This is a genomic window from Streptomyces sp. NPDC057474 (genome assembly GCF_042802555.1).
In the GTDB taxonomy this organism is placed as follows: Bacteria; Actinomycetota; Actinomycetes; order Streptomycetales; family Streptomycetaceae; genus Streptomyces.
Genome location: NZ_JBHVDX010000026.1, coordinates 49665 through 67818, shown reverse-complemented (window position 1 = coordinate 67818; position 18154 = coordinate 49665). Strand labels below are relative to the sequence as shown.

Here is an 18154-nt window from a genome sequence, read left to right as displayed (position 1 = left end):
GAAGTGAACGGTGTGGAACCGTCCTCCGCGACGATGCTCCACAGATGGTCGGCGGTGCCGGTGTCGTCCCACTGCAGGGCCTGGGCCCCGGACGACTTGGACATCTGGTCGATGCCCAGCACCATCCCGCTGTTCTTGTTGACGAACTTGGCGTAGCCGCCGCCGGCGTCGACCACCGACCACAGGTGGTCAGCGGTGAGGGTGTCTCCCCACTGCAATGCCGTGGCGCCGGCGGTCTTGGAGGCGTCCTTGATTCCGAGGACCTGTCCGCTGTTGGTGTTGATGATCTTGTAGTACCCGTTCTCGGCGGGGACGATCTTCCACCAGTGGTTGGCGCTACTACTGGCGGACTGTTGCTGTACGGCGCCTCCGGGGGCGCTCGAGGAGCCGGAGATGCCGAGTTCCAGGTTGCTGTTCCTGTTGGTGATCTTGACGACTGGTGTCTCCGGGTACCAGGACTCCAGCTCGGTGACGCCGACGAACTTGCCTGCCTGCGGGGTGAAGACGACCCGGAACTGCGAGGTCGTGATCGTCGGGAAGGTCACCTCGTTGGCGTTGTCAGCCGCCGGACCGGCCGGGCTTTTCGTCTGGCTCGGGACGTTCACCCACGCGCCGTCCTTGAGGTACTGGACGGTGTAGCTCGCCGGGACGCGGATGTTCGCGCCGTCGTCGTACGTGTAGAACTTCACCTCGTTGATCTTGCGTGGTGCCCCGAAGTCGACGCCGAGGTGGTCGGTGGCGTTCGGTGAGCCGGAGTTGGTCCACCGGTCGTCGGGGATCTTGTCGTAGCGGATCCAGCCGTCCGTCGCCCGCAGTGGTGCGTCGAACGTGGTGGGCTTGCAGGTCTGGCCGCTGTGGCAGTGCGGGCCGTTGGAGACGGTGTTGGTGTAGGAGGCGAAGGCCTTCGGGTAGGGCTGGGTGACGGTGCGGCCCAGCCAGTCCTGCTCGGCGGTCAGCGGGTTGGCGGCCACGTTCATCATCCGCGTGGGCTGCGCCGGGGTGATGGGGGCGGCCACGTTCACGGTGGTGTTCCCGATGGTCGAGGACTGGTGGATGCGCTGGCCGTCCTGGAAGATCTGCAGGCCGCTGCCCTTGCCGTAGTGCGAGCCGTCACGGTCCCAACGGATCGAGTAGGTGTGACCGTGGTAGGGGAGACTCTCGACCGCGAACCAGTCCCAGCCGGACGGGATCAGCGGCTTGAGCACCAGTGTGTTGTTCGTCTGCGGCTTGATGCCCAGGAGGCCGGTGAGCACCAGGTCGTTGAAGCTGGAGTGGTTGTAGTTCTCGCTGAAATTGAACCCGTCGTAGATCCATTCGCCGGTGTCACCGTTGGCGGCCTCGGCGATGTAGGGCTTGCCGTCCTTGTGCTGGAGGTCTGCGAACTGGGCCAGCATCGTCTGGTAGTCGGCCTTGGTGACGAAGTTCTGCGCGGGGTAGTCCTGGAGCAGGTTCGCCAGGCCGGTCAGGATCTGGCTGGTCTGGTACGGCCAGCTCGGGCCGTTCCAGTGGCAGCAGTTGGCGTCGTCGCGCTTCTGCTCGGCGGGGATCGCCTCGTAGTTGAAGTACGGGTTCGCCGTGATCCGGTCGATCTCGGCGAAGCTCGTGCCCTTGGTGAACTTCAGCGTGTTGGCGCCGGTCTTCATGGGGACCTGCACGGTGACGGACTTCGTCTCCGAGAACTGGCCCCAGCTGCCCCCGGGGGCGTAGCTGACGGTGATGGGGCCGGCGGTGTCGCCGTTCACGACGACCCTGTGGGTCGATGTGCCGGAGGTGGCGTTGGCGTAGTGGACCGTCACCGGGTACGTGCCGTTGCCGGGCGCGTCCACGGTGAAGGTGACCGCGCTGTCGTCGAAATCGATCTGTCCGACGTACTTGCCGTTGGAGGCCGTCGAGGAGTTCTGGGTGTTCGCGTGGACGACGCTGGCCTGCTCGGCCTCGAAGTCGTGCACCCGCTCCAGCGTCGTGGGCCCGAACGGCGCCTTGAACCGCTTGGAGTCGGTCAGGTACTTCCAGGCCGACGAGTACTGCGCGTCGGGCAGGTTGAACGCCCAGGGGGCGTAGCCCATCGCCTCGCGCCAGGTCGTCCGGGTCTGCTTCAGGGTGCCGTTGGTGTTGTCCGTGTTGTAGACCTGCATGAAGAAGCTGCGCTGCGGGTCCCACAGCGAGTTCTGCACGGCGGCCTTCAGCTGCGCGGCCTTGGCGTCGTACTCGTTCGCGGTCGCGTTGTCGCCGTTCAGCGTGGCGATCCTGCTGATCGCCTGGGCCGCGCTGAACATGTACGCGTTGATCGTGGGCCGGTAGCCGCGGCCGCCGCTGAACCAGTTGCTGCTGTGCATCGACGTCTCGGTGTACTCCGTGGCGTCGGACAGCGGGGTCTGGTGGAACAGGTCGCTGGAGGACTGCGTGCCGTTCACCGTGACGTCGGTGTCGAAGTTCGAGTCCCACCGCTTGTAGAGGGCGATGAGGTGGGGGAGCGCGGACTTGATCTGCGCGGCGTCCCCGGTGACGAGATAGCGCTGGTACGCGGCGCTCGTGATCCACTCGCTGAAGTTCCGCGCGCCCGAGTTGCCCGCCCCGCGCAGCCAGAAGTCCAGGTAGTCCCCCGCGTAGTCGCGGTTGTGCAGCCAGCGCCCGTCCAGCAGGTGGTAGCCGGTCGCGTCCGGGAGCGCGGTGTAAGGGTTTCCGGCGTAGCCGATCGGCACGTCGTACTCGGTCGACACGTACCCCGTGCCCGGCACGGTGTAGCGGAGCGCACGCTTGAAGGTGCTCCAGCGGTAGTAGTAGACCTCGTCGATGTCGTTGTCGGGGGTGTCGAGGAACGGGATGTTGTCCTTGTACCACTTGCGCTCGTCGAGCTGGTTGGCGGCGAGGATCGCGTCCTTGTCCAGCGCGGTCGCGTTGGGGTCGTCGGCGGCCAGGGCGGGGGCCGCGCCCGGGCCGGCGGTCAGCAGACTGACGGACAGCACCGAGCCGCACAGGGCGGCCAGCGCGCGGCTGCCACGTCTGAGGGGGTAACGCATAGAGGTGTCCTCCAGTGGGCACTCATGCGGTGGTTCGAAATGTTCGAAATGGCGAACGTTGTTCGAAATTCTGCGAGACGGTAATGACAGGCTGAAAGGGAAGTCAATAGGTTGGACAGCAGTGATCGAAAGCGCTGTAAGCGGGTGGTGCGATGCGGGTGGCTCGGATCGAGTGCCATCGCGATCAGCTGCTGGAAAAGCATCTTCCGGACCGAGTAACGGCACTCCGCCGCCGCGGCGGCGAGGGATCTTAAGGACTGTGCGCCGGGCTCGCCTCGTCCGTGCGACCGGAGGACGCGGCCCCGGCCGGGAGGCTGCTGCGGGTGATAAACGAGGTGCCGCCGTTTCCGGAGCTCTGAGCGGTCGTGGGACAGCCCTTCGCGGTTGACCCCGGAAGCCCTTCGGGGGTTGACCATGCGGCCGGTGAGATGCGTGCCGCCCGCGGACGATCTGCTGGCGAGGCCCGAGCGCCACACCGCCGATCATCAGGAGAGCCCGTCAGGGCCGCGCCGGACTTCTGGATGAGGGGCTGACAGATCAGCTGGAAACGCTCGCCCGGCTTGGGCGTCGGTGGGTCCGTATCAGCGGTGAGACCGTAGCCAACGACGTGCCGCGGCCAGGTTCACCTCGATGTCGTCGCTCCATGAGCAGACTTCCAACCACGACAGGTAGCCGTCCTGCGCGAACACCAGGACCTCACCGGGGCACTCGCCGGCCGCGGTGACGAGCTGCGCGTCAGCAGCCACCACCGTCTTCGCACCAGTGGACGCCGGCTCCACCCTGGTGAGGTCGAGCTCGAAGTAGGTGGTCCCACACCCGCATGAGCAGCGGGAACGCACGCGGAGATGCGGAACCTGCCTGCGCAGCGCAGCGTGCACAGAATCGTCCGAGTCAAGGACTGCCTCAAGCACGTCAGCTACTTCGGCGGGCAGGCTCTCGGTCACCCCTTCACCTTATCTGACCAGCAACTTCCAGATCCGGCGGTGGTGAGATCGCCGATGTCTCGTCGGACCGGCGACCAGACGCGTTCCTACGGGTTCAGGTCGGGAGCGAAGGTTGCGTCCGTCCGATCTCGTTCTCAGGGCAGCCGGGCGACGGGGGCTTGACGTAGGTGCAGATGGCCAGGGGGGAGTGCGGGGTGTACGGGGTCGCGTCGGCGGGCCAGTCGCCGAAGCGGCTCTCCGGTTCGAGGCCGGCGGCGCGGGCGTAGGTGTCCATCTCCTCCGGGGCGGTCAGCCGGGAGACCTCGGTGCCGACGCGGGTGGTGCCGTCGGACTCGTACCAGACGTGGGAGAGGTGCCACAGCGAACCCTCGGGCAGGAGGAGGGAGTGGCTCTGCAGGCCGGTGCCGGGCTCGGGGTACGGCGTGAAGTACGTGGCGCGGGTACGGCCTTCGTGCAGGGCGAGGATGGCCGGCTTGTTGTGGGTCTCCACGACGAGCCTGCCGCCGGGAGTCAGCAGGTCGGCGGCGCGCTGTACGGCCTGTTGCTGCTCCTCGGGGGTCAGCAGCATGGACAGGGTGGCGCAGATGGCGTACACGAGCCCCACGGTGCGGTCGGCGGTGTAGGTGCGGATGTCGGCGTGCACGGGCTCGACGGGGGTGTCGTCGGTCAGGTTCCGGCGCAGGAGGCCGAGCATCTCGGGGGAGGAGTCGACGCCGGTGATCCTGCCGACGCGGCGCGACAGCGGGAGCGCGATCCGCCCGTTGCCGACGCCGAACTCGACGGTGCCCGAGGCCGGGTCGGGGTGGAGGGAGATCAGGCGCTCGACCTCGGCGGTGACGGACGCGTCGTCGGGGAAGAGGCGGTGGTACCAGTCGTCGAACTGCCGACCGTAGCCGATGTCGTCGATGATGCCGCTCGTGGTGGTCCCGGTGGATGTCCCGGTCGTGGGGGCCTTGGCGAGTGTGACGAACGTGGTGGGCGTGCTCATGGGTGTTGCCTCCGCTTCTTGGGTGGGGTGGTCCTCGGACGGGCGTTCCTTCTGGCCTGTGCGCAGGCGCCGAGCAGCACCACGAGCGCGGCGCCGATGACGGCCGGCGTGCTGACGGCCCGGGTGGTGATCAGGAAGCCGACGATGCCGAGGGCCACCACGAACGGGATCAGCAGGAAGTCGTTCATCAGGTTCTCCTGTCGGTGACTTCGTTCTCCTGTCGGGTTTCTTGGGTCAGGACGCCACATCGCTGAGCGCCTGGAGCCGCGCGAGCCGGCGGTAGAGGTCGCTGTGCCGGTGGAGTTCGTCGTGGGTGCCGACGGCGTGCACCTCGCCCCGGTCGAGCACGACGATCTGCTGGGCCTCGGTGACGGTGGACAGCCGGTGGGCGATGGCGATGACCGCGCAGAAGTCGGAGATCATGGCGATGCTGTCGCGCAGCGCGTTCTCCGACTCGGTGTCGAGGTTGGCGGTGGCCTCGTCCAGCAGCAGGAACCGGGGCGCCTGCAGCAACGTACGGGCGATGGCGAGGCGTTGCCGCTGACCGCCCGACAGACCGGCGCCGCGGTCGCCGAGTTCGGTGTCGAGACCGTGCGGCAGCGCGGCGATCACCTCGGTCAGGTTGGCCATGCGCAGCGCTTCGGCGACGTCCTTGTCGCCGGCGTCCGGCGCGCTGTAAATGAGGTTCTCCCGGACGGTGCCGCGCAGCAGGGTGTGGTCCTGGTCGACGTACCCGACGACGGACCGGAGTTGGTTCAGCGGCATGTCGGTGATGTCCGTGCCGTCGATACGGATCGCCCCGGACACCGGGTCGAAGAGCCGCTCGATGAGCTGGAAGACGGTGCTCTTGCCGGCGCCGGACGGGCCGACGACGGCGGTGAGCCCGGTGGCGGGGACCCTGAACGAGACGTCGTCGAGGACGACCTTGTCGCTGCCGGGGTAGGCGAAGGCCACCTTGTCAAAGGCGAGGCCACTGTCGTACGCGCCCCTGGTCGCGCGGGCGCCGCGCTTCCGCTCGACCGAGGGCTCCGTATGCCGGTCGCCCTCCACCTCGATCTTGCCGAGCTCCGCCAGGCGGTCGATCGACGCCCGGCCCACTTGGAACTGGGCAATGGAAGTGAACAGCGTCAACAGCGGGGCCACCAGATAGAACAGGTAGAGGATGAACGCCGTCAGGTCGGCGGCGCTCATCTCGCCGGTCGCGCTGCGGGCCGCGCCCAGGGCGATGACGACGGTCAGGGCGAGCTGGGTGCCGATGCTCATGGTGGGGTCGAGGAGCGACGACAGCACCGTCACCTTGATCCCGGACTTGCGGGCCTGTTTCGCGATGTCCGCGATGCCCTCCGCCTCCCGGGCCTCGGCTCGCGACGCCTTCACCGTCGGCATCGCGCCGAGCACCCGCAGCAGCGCGGAGCCGAAGTTGCCGGTGTCGGCCTGGTTGGTGATCGACACCTTCCGCACTCCGCGCGCCAGCCACAGCGAGATGACGCTGGTGATGCCGAGACAGCCCACCGTGGCGAGGAGCAGCACCTCGTCGACCCAGGCCATCAGCGCGATACCGCCGACGACCAGGAAGCCGTTCTGGATGATGCTGTCGATGGCGTGCGTCATCGTGGTGCGGGCGAGGAGCGTGTCGCTGACCATCCGGGCGAACACGTCGCCCTGCTTCCAGCCGCTGTACGCCCGGAACCGGGAGCGCAGCAGCCGGGAGGCGAGGTTGCTGCGGATGTCGTAGACGATGTTCTCCCCGGCCAGCCCGATGACGTACGAGTGGAGGGCGCCGAGGACGGCGTCGGCGAGGAACAGGGCCGCGGCGATCAGGATGGGCTCGGTCACCGGTTGTCGCTGCTCGACGGAGGCGACCAGGGCACCGATGATCGCGGGCTGGGCCAGGGAGGCCGCGGCGCCCAACAGGCCCAGCAGGATGCCGAGTCCGATGAGCCCGCGATGTCGGCCGAGTGCCCGCCACGGCTTGGCGCCCTTGCCCCACAGCAGATGCAGATGAAGCTGGGGGACCGCCCGGTGTCCGGCCCGCGGCCTGGCCGGGGGTCGCGTGCCGGCGGGGCTCACTCGGCGTCACCCTCCTGCTTGCGCTCCCGTACGACCTGGACGTACAGGAGGGCCGCCCTGATGAAACCGACTCCGACCAGCGCGAGGCCGCTGAGGAAGAACGGGTTGTCGAGGCTCATGGTCAAACCCTCACTTCGGACTTGGCGGAGGCGGCCGGGGAGGACGGCGAGAGCGGTGTGTTCGGGGCGTGCGGGTCGAGCGGTACGAACGGGGAGACGAACATGAGCCGGGGGCCCTGGCGCGTGTCGTATCCGGTGCCGGAGGCCAGGGCGAACTGGAAGCCCCTGATGTCGTCGGCCGGTGTGTCCTCGGCCGCGATGCGGGTGCGTACGTGCTCGGCTATCAGGCGGTAGCCGGGGGTGTGGGCGGCGGCTGCGAAGCCCTGATCGAGGCGCGGCAGGATCTCCTGGCACGCGTCGAAGACGGACTTGTCGGCGCGGCGGGTCGGGAACCAGATCAGGTGCATGGGCTTGCGGTCGACGATGCCACTGGCGTCGCGCCACGTGGAGGCCGAGCCGTCGCCACTGACCGTGCGGTACAGGAAGTGGTAGTCGAACATGGCCGGGTGCGGTGCGAAGAACCGCCAGTTCGGCAGGAGCGAGAAGTGGTCCCGGGCCCGGACCCGGCTGAAGTCGTGGTGGGGGTGCTGGCCGGCGAGGGTGAGCAGGAGCACGGCGGCTCCGGCGATACGCCAGGGGGCGCCCTCTCCGGTGAAAACGTTCTTCAGCTGCGGACGCGGCAGCGACGTCATCGAGCGCTCTCCTTCCGGGTGGTGGGACGGGCGGGACGGGCGGGGCGAGCGGCGGAGGAGATACCGGGGGAGTGGCGGTCGTGGGCGTCGAAGAACGCGATGACGCGGTCCGTGACCTGGTTCGCGTGGCGGCTGGTGATCAGCATGCTCTCGTGGGTGGCACCCTCGATGACCACGGTCTCGGTGCGCGCGCCGACATGCGCCTCGGCGAGTTCCTTGTGGAGCAGCAGTTGTTCGGGGTTGCGGTCAACGGTCCGCTGGGCGGAGACCACCAGCGCGGGCACACCCTCGATCCGGGTGAGCGCGCCGGTGAAGGACTTGAAGTCGGCCCGGATCGCCTTCCATTCGCGGCGCGCGGCCTCCCACATGCGCGCGTCCGCGTACTGCGCGAGGACCTTCTTCCGGTAGGCGTACGGCAGTTCGCTGACCCACACCGGGCGGGTGAGGAGGATGCCGGTGCCCAGCCGCAGCGCCCGGCCGACGGCCGCGAAGTTGCCGGCCAGGCCCTTCTCGCTCGCGCCCAGTCCGCTGGTGAACTGGCCGGGGTGGGAGGAGTCGAGGTAGACGATGCCCTGGAGCCGGTCGCCCAGGTGGCGGGCGGCGCGGCGGGCGAGCTCGCCGCCGATCGAGTGGCCGACGAGGATCACCTTGCGGTGCGGGGCGACGGCACCGTTCACGAGGTCGACGAGATCCTGGACGGACTCCGACAGCCGGAAGGCCGTGGTGGCCCCGCGGCGGCTGCCCGCGTATCCGGCGCGGGCGTAGGTGATGACCCCGTACCGGGTCTCGTAACACAGGCGCTCGGCCATCCACGCGTAGTGCTCACTGGTCGACAGCAGTCCACTTGCCAGCACGACGACCGGCTGCTCGGGGTCGCCCGGCGAGTATTCCTCGTACTGGAGCCGGTTCTTGCTCCGTGTGGTCAGCGTGCGGGAGGTGTGCCAGCCCTCGGTGGCACGCAGGCGCCGTCGTACGGCGGTGGCGGCGGCCGCGGCGGTGCCGCCCGCGAGCGCGGCGACCGCGGCGGTCAGCGCACGGTCGTCGCGGCCGGCGACAGTGGGGTGGGACCGGGGGGCGGCGGTGTAGGCGACCAGGGGGTGGAACGCGGGAAAGGCGGTCACGAACCTACTGAGACCCATGAAGTAGCCGTTGGCCACATGGAACGCGGCGGCACTCGTGATCATGGAGCGGGTCAGCTTGCCGCCCCGGGCGTAGACGAGCGGGAAGAGGCACTCCAGTGCCAGCACGCTGTGTGTGAGCACCTTGGCGGTCCTGGGGTGTTCCTGGGTCCACCGGTGCATGCCCTCGTGCCCGTACGTACGGGTGCGCATCACTCCGCCGAGAGCGGACGCGTCCCGCCAGGGCTTGCCGAAGAGCTTGACCCAGCCGGACACCGCGTAGGCCATGTTGGCCTGGAGGGCGGCGTACCACAGCAGCGCGTCCTTGGCCGCTGGTGAGGGCACCACACGGGCGGCGCCGGTGGCCAGCTGTACCAGCGTGGCCACCTGGTCGGAGCCGTCGCCGCCGTAGTGGTGGCGCGGTGAGAGCAGGGCGGACGACGCACCGAGGAAGAGGTTGCCGGCGCCTCGCCAGCGGGAGTCGCCGGGCAGCAGCATGCCGAGGGCCACGGCGGAGCGGGCGACGTGCAGGGCGGTCGTGGTCCGCACCCCGCTGACGCCGTCGACCAGACGGCGTGTCAGGGGGCCGGCTCCGGCCAGGTACTGCCGGGCGACCTCCCAGTCGTTCATGCCGCCCTTTTCGATGTCCTTGCGCTGGGTCAGGTACTCCAGGGAGGACTGCAGGCTGGACACGGCGGCCAGTCGCTCGGACATACCGATGGCGCGATCCCTGCCGACCGGAGCCGGTCCGAACACCGCAGAGGTGATCTTTCCCGGAACTACGGGAGGAATTTTTCCGCTGAATTTCACGGGCCCCTCTTTCGTGGTAGCCTCTGGTTGCGATTTTTTGCCTTAGGGCACACTGCCGGGCCAGAACACACCTCTGGCCCGGCAGTTTTTATGCACTTACGCGATCAGTTCCTGACAGCCGCGGGGAGTGAGGCTGTGCGGAGCGGATCAGACGGCGCCGCCCGCCGCCGCGGCCTGGGCGTTCGCGGCGTTCGCGACGGCGTTGTTGGCGTCCACCGCGGCGTTGTTGGCCTCCACCGCGCTGGCCGCGCCGACCACCTGGCCGACACCGCCGGCGACCTGAGCCAGGTCCCCCAGGGCGGCGAGCGCGTTGAGTGCGTTGGCGCCGTTCACCCGGCCGATGCGCGGGGTACCGAGGGTGGGACGAGCGGACGCGAGGATGACGCCCTCCACGGGGAGGTCCATGCGGTCCATCGCCTTCGCAATGCTGCTCATTTGTTTTTCCCTTTCGTTTCGAGGGCTTCGGAGAACCTTTTTCCGTGCCCTTCGAGAAAGAACACTACGGGCGCCCACAGGAAGCTCACATCCAGAAAATTGACGAATTTGAGAGTGGCGGGGTTCACACTTGTTCGGGCGCCGCTAAAAAAGCCCGGACCGTGTGGTCCGGGCCGTTCTGGAAAAGGGATCAAAAACGAAGTCGGCGAAGCCGGCGCAGTGCCGACGCGGCCGCGTTCGCGCCGCACATGCCGTGGGCGCCGGCTCCCGGTGGCGTTGCCGCCGAGCAGATGTACATGCCCGGTACGCCGGTGCTGTAGGGGTCGAGCGCGGCGCGGGGGCGCATGACGAGCTGGAAGGCGGTGTTCGCCCCGGCGACGATGTCACCACCGACGTAGTTCGGGTTGTACTCCTCGAAGCCGGCCGGCGGGCGGACGGCCATGTCCAGGACCCGCTCGCGGAATCCGGGGGCGAACCGTTCGATCTGCGCGACGACCGCCTCCGTGGCGTCACCGTCGTAGCCGTGCGGGACGTGTGCGTACGTCCAGACCGGGTGGATGTCGCCCTTCGAACGCCGCGGATCGGCCAGATACTGCTGCCCGACGAGGACGAACGGCCGTTCCGGCATGCGGCCGGTGTGGATCGCCCGCTCGGTGGCGGCGACCTCCGCGTAGTTCCCGCCGAGGTGGACGGTGCCGGCCCGGCGGGCCGCCTCGTTGGTCCAGGGCACACCGTCCTGGACGGCGAAGTCGACCTTGAAGGCGCCGGGGCCGTGGCGGTATCGGCGATAGGCGCGAGCCACCCGCCCGGGCAGCAGGTCGCCCAGGATGTCGGCGACCGCGCGTGGGGCGAGGTCGAAGAGGACCATGTCGGCCGGGGGCAGGTCGGCCCGGGAGCGCACCCGTACACCCGTCTCGATCCGGCCGCCGAACTCCGCGAGTTGCGCCGCGAGCGCGTCGCTGATCGCCCGGGAACCGCCCGCGGCCACCGGCCAGCCGTACCGGTGACCTGCGGCGATGATCGTCAGGCCGATCGAGGCGCTCGCCGGGCGGCCGAACGGGCGGAACGCGTGCGCGGCCACCCCGGCGAAGAGTGCGCGGGCGCTCTCCGACCGCCACAGACGGGCCACCGCGGCGGTGGGCAGTAGGGCCTGCGGGCCGAAGACGGCCAGGCGCAGCGGATGGCGCGGCAGGTGCGCGAGCGGGCGCATGAGGTCCTCGGCGAGCGCGTCGTAGCCGTCCACGAGCGGCCGGAACACCCGCCGCCATCTGCGGCCGTCCCGGCCACCGAGTCCGTCGGCTGTCTCATCGACCGACCGGTGCAGGACCCCGGCCTCGCCGGAGTCCAGCGGATGCACGCAGTCGATGTCCGGCAGGCACCAGGTGAGGCCGTGGCGGCCGAGGTCGAGGCTCTGTAGGAAAGGGGAGCCGACGGCCATGGGGTGGGTGGCGGAGCAGTGGTCGTGCAGGAGGCCCGGGGTCAGTTCGCTGGTGCGGGTGCCGCCGCCGATGGTGTCGGCGGCTTCGAGGACGGTGACCTCGATGCCTTCGCGGGCGAGGGCCACGGCGGCCGCGAGACCGTTCGGGCCGCTGCCCACCACTACGGCCGTAGTCATACGTCTCCTGCGCCTCCTCGGCGATGGGCACCGGTCCGTCGGTTCGCGAAGTGGCGGACGGGAAACGGTGGACCGGGCCCTCGACAGGGCCCGGTCCGGGCCGGTTCACCACTCTGCGGGACGTGAGAAGGCCGTCCCGGCGCCTTTGGGTCTCCGACATTAGGGGGTGGGCCGGTCCGGCGCGATTCGCAGAATTGCCTAATTCACGCCCCGGATCGCCCTAACCCGCGTCCCAACTCATGTCCGGTTCGGGCTCCGTATGCGCATTCGGCTTGGCATGGCGTCCGGACGGTCGGCGGGATGCCGGGCCCGCGCCGGCGGATTCTTCGGCGTTCTGGAGTGCGGCTTCCGTGAGTACCGGGAAATGGGCGATGAGCCACCAGCCACCGTCGTCGGCGGGGCCCGCCGCCAGGGAGCCGCCGACCGCCTCCGCCCGCTCGCGCAGCCCGATCAGGCCGTAGCCGCCCCGGCCTCCCGTGGGGCGGGAGATCCGCCGCTCGGGCCCGTCGTTGTACACGTCGACCCGGAGCAGGTCGTCGCGGGTGCGATGGACGCGCACGGTCGCCTGGGTGCCCGGCGCGTGCCGCCGTACGTTGGTCAGCGCCTCCTGCACCACGCGATGGACCGCGGAGCCCACCTCGGGCAGCAGTTCGCTCCTCCGGGCGACTCCGGTGATCTCCAGCTGGGCGGTCGATCCGTCACCCTGGCCGCTGAACGCCGAGACCAGTTTGGTGAGTTCGGCGTACGGCTCCTCGGGGCGCTCGATGGAGGTCTGCTCGCCGTCCTCGCGCAGCACCCGGATCAGACGGCGCATGGAGTCCATGGTCCGCTGCCCGGCCTCGGCGATGTTGCTCAGGATGGGGCCGACCTGATGGGGCGAACTCTCGTGGACCACACCGGCGGCGTGTGCCTGCGCGATGATGCCCGTCACGTGATGGGCGACGAAGTCGTGAAGTTCCCGGGCGAGTTGTATCCGCTCGGCGAGCCGTACGGCGGCGATCGTACGGCGGCGCCGGGCGTCCAGGGTGCGCAGATAGCAGCCCGCTCCGACGGCCCCGCCGACCGCGAAAGTCAGCAGGAAGGGGTAGGTCAGGGTGATTCCCGTACCCCCGGTGCGCAGGGGTTCGTCGATGACGCTGGCCCCCATCGCGGCGGCCAGCGCGAGGGCGACGCCGGGCCGGGTGACATTGCGGCAGGTGCGGGCGAGCAGGACCAGCATGCACGCCGTCTCCAGCAGCCCCCATTCGGGCATGGCCCACCCCATCAGGGAGGTGCCCAGCGTCACCGCCGTCGAGAAGGCCGCGCAGAAACCCGTACGCCGCTCGATGCTCAGTCGCGAATCGGGCACCAGCACCAGAGCCAGGGCGATGGGGCCCGTCACGAGAGGCAACCAGTCGAGAAGGCCCTGTTGCTGCGACCCGATGATGCCCACGTCGAGCAGCCACAGCATGCCCAGAGCCAGGTACAGGGCGCGGTGGTTCAGCCCCCGCACGGGTAACCGAGGGGGGCCCAGGTGCGGCTGGGTCGCTCGTGCCGAGAGCGCCGCGAGTGACGAAGTTGTCATAGAAAAGCAGGCTAGGCATGGACATGCCTCGCTGGCAGACGGTGGATCGATCTGTGGGGAGCGACACAGATCGACTACATGGTGTTCACGGAATCTCCGTCAACGTCTGGTCCGGACGGTTCCGTTGGCCCAGGCCCACGCGGCCACCTCGACACGGTTGCGCACGCCCAGCTTGTGGTGGATGTGGCCCAGATGCGTCTTCACGGTGGACAGGGACAGACACAGCTCGTCGCTGATCTCCTGATTGGTCCGGCCCACCGCGACCAGCCGGGCGACCTCCAACTCCCGGGCGCTGAGCGACGATTCGGGTACACCGGTGCCGTCCGCCGGTGCCGACGCCCGCTCCTCCAGCTGCTTCAGCAGCCGGACCGTCACTCCGGGCGAGACCAGCGCGTCCCCACGCGCCGCCGCCCGCACCGCCTCGATCAGCAACGCGGGCGCGGCGTCCTTCAGTAGGAAGCCGCAAGCGCCGTTGCGCAGCGCGATGTTGAGGTAGTCGTCCTGGTCGAAGCTGGTGACCACCACGACCTGGGTCGGATGCGTCGCCCCAGGGCCGGACAGCAGCCGGGTCACCTCCAGCCCGTCCAGCTTCGGCATACGGACGTCCACCAGGCACACATCCGGCCGCAACGCGCGCGCCAACTCCACGCACGCGAGCCCGTCGGCGGCCTCTCCGATCACCTCGATGCCCTCCTGGGCATCGAGGATGAGACGGAAACCGGCCCGGACCAGATCCTGATCGTCGGCAATCATCACGCGTGTGGGGGTGCTGCTCACGCGGCCGAGCATGCCATGGATTACGTGGCCGGTCCGGCCGTCCGCGGAAGCCGGCGGCCGAACGGCCGTGGCGAATCGGGCGGTTGGCGCGTTCCCGGCGAAAGTTCCGCGGCGGGCGGAAGGACCGAGGCCGATCGGCCGATGACTACTGCCGGGTATCGGTCGAATGGTCGATGGCCGGGGCCCGGGTGTCACGGAAGAGTCACAGCCGCACCACACGGACGACACACCGGTCCTCGACCCCCTCCGAACAAGGCAGGCACCCATGGCAGTGGACAGCTCCGGCCGACTCAGCGCCCGGGAAATGGAGATCCTTCTTCTGGCAGCCCACGGTATGTCGGACGCGGACATGTCCCATCAGCTGTCGATCTCACCCCGCACGGTGGCATCCCACATGCGCAGCCTCCGGGAGAAGCTGTGCGCGAAGAACCGTACGCATCTCATCGTGACCGCACTGCGCGCGGGCGTCCTCGCGCTGCGGACGGACCGGGTGGACTGGGCGGACCGAAGCGACCTGACGGACCGCAGCGACCTGACGGATCGAAGCGACCTGACGGATCGAAGCGACCTGACGGATCGAAGGGACCTGATGGACCGTTCGGACCGGCTGGACAGGCCGGATCGACTGGACAGGGCGGACCGTTCGGATCGTTCGGCGTGGCCGGACCGGCTTGATCGATTGGATGAAACGTTCCGCTTGACGGGGCGAAGCGGGGTCCGGGCTCAGCCCGTCGGCGTCGCGTAGCGCGCCGCCGGGCCGGGGCGGGGGTGCCGCCTCGGCTCGCTGGTCCTTCGGCGCAGCCTTTCCGGGGCGAGGCACGAGTAGCGCCCCACGACCGCCTGCCCGGCCGTGGTCCTTGATGCTCCATCACCTGTAATCGTGCTTCTTTTATTGACAACAGAAAATAAGTGGCCGTACGTTCCCGGACATGCGCCCGACCCCGTTCTCGGAGGCGTTCCCGGCCCATACGCCGGCCGCCGCCCAGGTCTTCACCATCGTGCTCTCCCACGGCCCGCTCACGCGGGCGGAGATCGCACGGCGGGCCGCCCTGTCCCCGGCGGCGGTGACCAAGGCCGTCCGGCCCCTGATCGAGACGGGCTACCTGGTGGAGGACGTCGACGGGGAGTCGAGGCCGGTGCTCGGCCGGCCGGCCAACCCGGTGCGGGTGGCAGGCGGGCGCGCGCTGTTCATCGGGGTCAAGGTGACGGGCGACGAGGTCATCGCCGTACTGACCGATCTGTGCTGCCGCATCAGGGTCGCCCGGCACACCCCGCTGGGCGACCGACGACCCGCGGGCGTACTCGCCACCCTGAGCGACCTGGCCTTCGAACTGCTCATCGAGGCCGAGGAGTTCGGGGTGTCGGTCAGGGGCGTGGGGATCGCCGTCTCCGGCGATGTCGACCGGGCCGAGGGCATGGTGCGGTACTCCCCGTTCCTGGAGTGGCGGGACGTCCCGCTCGCGCACCTCGCCGCCATGACCATCGGTCTGCCGGTCACCGTCGACAACGACGTCCGCGCGCTCACCGGCGCCGAGCAGTGGTTCGGCGCGGGTGTGGGCCTGTCCGACTTCGCCCTGGTGACGGTGGGGGCCGGCATCGGATGCGGACTCGTCGTGGGCGGCCGGGTCGTCTCCGGCGCGCACGGCGTGGCCGGTGAGATCGGCCATCTCTCCCTCGACCCGGCGGGCCCGCGCTGCCACTGCGGCAACCGGGGCTGTGTGGAGGCCATCGCCTCCGAGTCGGCGATCGTGCGCGACGTACGGGCGGAGACGGGGAGGGACGTCGCGGACGCGGCCGAGGCCCTGGAACTCGCGCATCGCGGTGATCCCGGAGCCCGGAAGGTGTACGCGCGCGCCGGCGCGGTCATCGGACGGGCCATCGGCTCCGTGGTCAATCTGCTCGGGCCCGAACGCGTGATCATCTCCGGCGAAGGGCTCGCCGCCTACGACCTGTTCGCCGAGCAGATCAAGGGCGCCTTCGCCGACTCGGCGTTCGGCACCGCCGCGCGATGCGACCTCAGGACGCACCCGCTGCCCTTCGAGGCGTGGGCGCGTGGGGCGGCGGCCACCGCCATCCAGTCCTTCATCCGCTCGGACGCGCCCAAGGAGCAGGGATGACGCCGCGGAGCCGCATTGCGCGGAGGTCCGGCCACGCTCCTTCTGTGTCATGAGCACGCCATAGTCCTCCATAATCCTTCAATGATCCGGAGGTAGCACCCATGCGGTTGTCCCCCCGCCGTGCCCGTCGCACCAGCAGGACCCTGCTCGTCCTGGCCCTCACCGCGGGCCTCGCGGCGCTCACCCCCGCCGCCACGGCCACGGACTCCACGGCCACGGACTCCACTGCCACGGAGGCCGTTTCACCGCCGCCCGCGGCCAAGCCGTACATGGGCTGGACGAGTTGGAGCATGCAGTCCTCCAAGTACCCGGGCCTCAACCCCGACGGGGACTACAGCTATCTGACCGAGAAGAACGTCCTGAAGCAGGCCGACGCCCTCGCCGCCAAGCTCAAGCCGTACGGCTACGAGTACGTCAACATCGACGCCGGCTGGTGGCGGGACATGGACTGGAAGCCCCGATTCGACGAGTACGGCAGACAGGCCGCCGATCCCGGGCGCTTCCCACGCGGGATGAAGGCCGTCGCCGACGACCTCCACGCCAAGAGGCTGAAGGCGGGCATCTATCTGCCGGTCGGGCTGGAGAAGGAGGCGTACGGCGAGGGAAAGGTGCCTCTCTGGCACGCCGAGGGCTGTACGACCGCCGACATCGTCCACGGCGACCTGCGCACCACCAACGGCTGGGACAGCGCGTACAAGATCGACTTCTCGCGGCCCTGCGCCCAGAAGTACATCGACTCCCAGGCCCAGTTGTTCGCCGACTGGGGTTATGACTTCCTCAAGCTGGACGGTGTCGGGCCCGGCTCGTTCAAGAGCGGGGAGAACTACGACAACGTCGCCGACGTCGCCGCCTGGCAGAAGGCGATCGCCGCCACCGGCCGGCCGATCCACCTCGAACTGTCCTGGTCCCTCGACATCGGCCATGTCGCCGACTGGAAGCGGTACTCCAACGGCTGGCGCATCGACACCGACGTCGAGTGCTACTGCAACACGCTGGTCACCTGGGAGAACTCCGTCGAGGACCGTTGGGACGACACCCCCGCCTGGACCCGCCACGCCGGCCCCGGCGGCTGGAACGACCTGGACTCCCTCAACGTCGGCAACGGCGCGATGGACGGGCTCACCAAAGCCGAACGGCAGAGCTACGCCACCCTGTGGGCCATCGCCAAGTCGCCCCTCTACACGGGTGACGACCTGACGCGCCTCGACTCCTACGGGCTCTCCCTGCTCACCAACAAGGAGGTCATCGCGGTCAACCAGGGCGGCACCCCGCCCGCCAGGCCCCTCACCCCCTCCGACGACCAACAGGTCTGGGCGGCGAAGAACCCCGACGGGAGCTTCACGGTCGCCCTGTTCAACCTCGGGGAGGCGCCCGCCTCCGTGACCGCCGACTGGTCCGCCCTCGGCTTCTCCGGCAAGGCAAAGGTCCGAGACCTGTGGAACCGCGAGAACCTCGGCACGTACCGAGACAAGATCACACAGGCGCTGCCCGCGCACGGCTCGCGGCTGTTCACCGTCACCCCGCAGGGCCCGGCCCTGACGAAGACGGCCTACGAGGCGGAGGCGGGGACCAACACCCTCGCCGGCAACGCCTCGGTGGCCGACTGCGGCGCCTGCTCCGGGGACAGGAAGGTCGGCAACCTCTACCTCGGCGGCAAGCTCACCATGAACGGCGTCACGGTCGCGAAGGCCGGACGGTACGTCGTCGACGTCGCCTACGTCAGCGGTGACGCGCGATCCGTACGGATCTCCGCCAACGGCGGGGGCGCCACCAGCCACAAGTTCCCCTCCACGGGCGACTGGGGGACCGTCGAGACGGTGAGTGTGCCGCTCAACCTGAAGGCCGGCACCAACACCGTCAGCTTCGACAGCGGCGACGGCTACGCCCCGGACATCGACCGGATCGACGTACCGAACCCGTCCTGACGGCCGACCCCCATTGGAGC

At 69.3% G+C, this 18154-nt stretch carries 15 protein-coding genes; 3 read left to right on the top strand and 12 right to left on the bottom strand.

Translation table 11 applies throughout. The features are described 5' to 3' along the window. The 12 genes from ACFU53_RS10640 to ACFU53_RS10585 form a co-directional block, all read right to left on the bottom strand. A partial coding sequence (locus ACFU53_RS10640) for an RICIN domain-containing protein (protein WP_383988819.1) occupies nucleotides 1-3020 on the bottom strand: 3020 nt, incomplete at its 3' end. Nucleotides 3021-3601: 581 nt separating this feature from the next. Continuing rightward, a complete protein-coding gene (locus ACFU53_RS10635) occupies nucleotides 3602-3964 on the bottom strand; it encodes a hypothetical protein (protein WP_383988816.1) in 363 nt (120 codons plus the stop codon). A gap of 94 nt (nucleotides 3965-4058) precedes the next feature. Continuing rightward, nucleotides 4059-4952 (bottom strand): class I SAM-dependent methyltransferase, encoded by an 894-nt coding sequence (locus ACFU53_RS10630; protein WP_383988813.1) that lies wholly within the window; start codon nucleotides 4950-4952, stop codon nucleotides 4059-4061. Then, complete coding sequence (locus ACFU53_RS10625; RefSeq protein ID WP_383988811.1) at nucleotides 4949-5140, bottom strand: hypothetical protein; 192 nt, start codon at nucleotides 5138-5140, stop codon at nucleotides 4949-4951. Before ACFU53_RS10625 ends, ACFU53_RS10630 begins: the two co-directional genes overlap by 4 nt. A 46-nt stretch (nucleotides 5141-5186) precedes the next feature. After that, on the bottom strand, nucleotides 5187-7022 hold the full coding sequence (locus ACFU53_RS10620; RefSeq protein WP_383988807.1) for an ABC transporter ATP-binding protein: 1836 nt from the start codon (nucleotides 7020-7022) through the stop codon (nucleotides 5187-5189). Then, nucleotides 7019-7141: a hypothetical protein gene (locus ACFU53_RS10615; RefSeq protein ID WP_383988804.1), complete on the bottom strand. Its 123-nt coding sequence runs from the start codon at nucleotides 7139-7141 to the stop codon at nucleotides 7019-7021. Before ACFU53_RS10615 ends, ACFU53_RS10620 begins: the two co-directional genes overlap by 4 nt. 2 nt (nucleotides 7142-7143) lie before the next feature. Further along, nucleotides 7144-7773, bottom strand: coding sequence for a hypothetical protein (locus ACFU53_RS10610; RefSeq protein ID WP_383988801.1), 630 nt, complete (start codon nucleotides 7771-7773; stop codon nucleotides 7144-7146). Next, complete coding sequence (locus ACFU53_RS10605; protein ID WP_383988798.1) at nucleotides 7770-9605, bottom strand: alpha/beta fold hydrolase; 1836 nt, start codon at nucleotides 9603-9605, stop codon at nucleotides 7770-7772. The genes ACFU53_RS10610 and ACFU53_RS10605 overlap by 4 nt, the downstream gene beginning before the upstream one ends. Nucleotides 9606-9848: 243 nt before the next feature. Then, on the bottom strand, nucleotides 9849-10136 hold the full coding sequence (locus ACFU53_RS10600; RefSeq protein WP_383988795.1) for a hypothetical protein: 288 nt from the start codon (nucleotides 10134-10136) through the stop codon (nucleotides 9849-9851). Between the two features lie 190 nt (nucleotides 10137-10326). Beyond that, nucleotides 10327-11751: a phytoene desaturase family protein gene (locus ACFU53_RS10595; RefSeq protein WP_383988791.1), complete on the bottom strand. Its 1425-nt coding sequence runs from the start codon at nucleotides 11749-11751 to the stop codon at nucleotides 10327-10329. A 220-nt stretch (nucleotides 11752-11971) separates the two neighbouring features. Next, nucleotides 11972-13243, bottom strand: a complete 1272-nt coding sequence (locus ACFU53_RS10590) for a sensor histidine kinase (RefSeq protein WP_383988788.1) — start codon at nucleotides 13241-13243, stop codon at nucleotides 11972-11974. 171 nt (nucleotides 13244-13414) lie between these two features. Continuing rightward, nucleotides 13415-14104, bottom strand: a complete 690-nt coding sequence (locus ACFU53_RS10585; RefSeq protein ID WP_383988785.1) for a response regulator — start codon at nucleotides 14102-14104, stop codon at nucleotides 13415-13417. A 259-nt stretch (nucleotides 14105-14363) separates the two neighbouring features. On the opposite strand from ACFU53_RS10585, the gene ACFU53_RS10580 reads away from it, so the two are divergent. The 3 genes from ACFU53_RS10580 to ACFU53_RS10570 all read left to right on the top strand — a co-directional run bounded on the left by ACFU53_RS10580 (nucleotide 14364) and on the right by ACFU53_RS10570 (nucleotide 18134). Then, nucleotides 14364-14837 carry a response regulator transcription factor gene (locus ACFU53_RS10580; RefSeq protein ID WP_383988782.1) on the top strand — a complete coding sequence of 158 codons (474 nt, stop codon included), beginning with the start codon at nucleotides 14364-14366 and terminating at the stop codon, nucleotides 14835-14837. Between the two features lie 184 nt (nucleotides 14838-15021). After that, a complete protein-coding gene (locus ACFU53_RS10575; RefSeq protein ID WP_383988780.1) occupies nucleotides 15022-16209 on the top strand; it encodes an ROK family protein in 1188 nt (395 codons plus the stop codon). Nucleotides 16210-16310: 101 nt separating this feature from the next. Beyond that, entirely contained in the window at nucleotides 16311-18134 is a 1824-nt protein-coding gene (locus ACFU53_RS10570; protein ID WP_383988777.1) for an alpha-galactosidase D, read from the top strand. Nucleotides 18135-18154 lie beyond the last annotated feature (20 nt).

What these genes read in the sequence shown, in the direction of transcription:
- ACFU53_RS10615 (WP_383988804.1), bottom strand. Translation starts at nt 7,141, where the DNA reads ATGAGCCTCGACAACCCGTTCTTCCTCAGCGGCCTCGCGCTGGTCGGA.
- ACFU53_RS10605 (WP_383988798.1), bottom strand. Translation starts at nt 9,605, where the DNA reads ATGTCCGAGCGACTGGCCGCCGTGTCCAGCCTGCAGTCCTCCCTGGAG.
- ACFU53_RS10610 (WP_383988801.1), bottom strand. Translation starts at nt 7,773, where the DNA reads ATGACGTCGCTGCCGCGTCCGCAGCTGAAGAACGTTTTCACCGGAGAG.
- ACFU53_RS10600 (WP_383988795.1), bottom strand. Translation starts at nt 10,136, where the DNA reads ATGAGCAGCATTGCGAAGGCGATGGACCGCATGGACCTCCCCGTGGAG.
- ACFU53_RS10570 (WP_383988777.1), top strand. Translation starts at nt 16,311, where the DNA reads ATGCGGTTGTCCCCCCGCCGTGCCCGTCGCACCAGCAGGACCCTGCTC.
- ACFU53_RS10585 (WP_383988785.1), bottom strand. Translation starts at nt 14,104, where the DNA reads ATGCTCGGCCGCGTGAGCAGCACCCCCACACGCGTGATGATTGCCGAC.
- ACFU53_RS10595 (WP_383988791.1), bottom strand. Translation starts at nt 11,751, where the DNA reads ATGACTACGGCCGTAGTGGTGGGCAGCGGCCCGAACGGTCTCGCGGCC.
- ACFU53_RS10625 (WP_383988811.1), bottom strand. Translation starts at nt 5,140, where the DNA reads ATGAACGACTTCCTGCTGATCCCGTTCGTGGTGGCCCTCGGCATCGTC.
- ACFU53_RS10630 (WP_383988813.1), bottom strand. Translation starts at nt 4,952, where the DNA reads ATGAGCACGCCCACCACGTTCGTCACACTCGCCAAGGCCCCCACGACC.
- ACFU53_RS10575 (WP_383988780.1), top strand. Translation starts at nt 15,022, where the DNA reads ATGCGCCCGACCCCGTTCTCGGAGGCGTTCCCGGCCCATACGCCGGCC.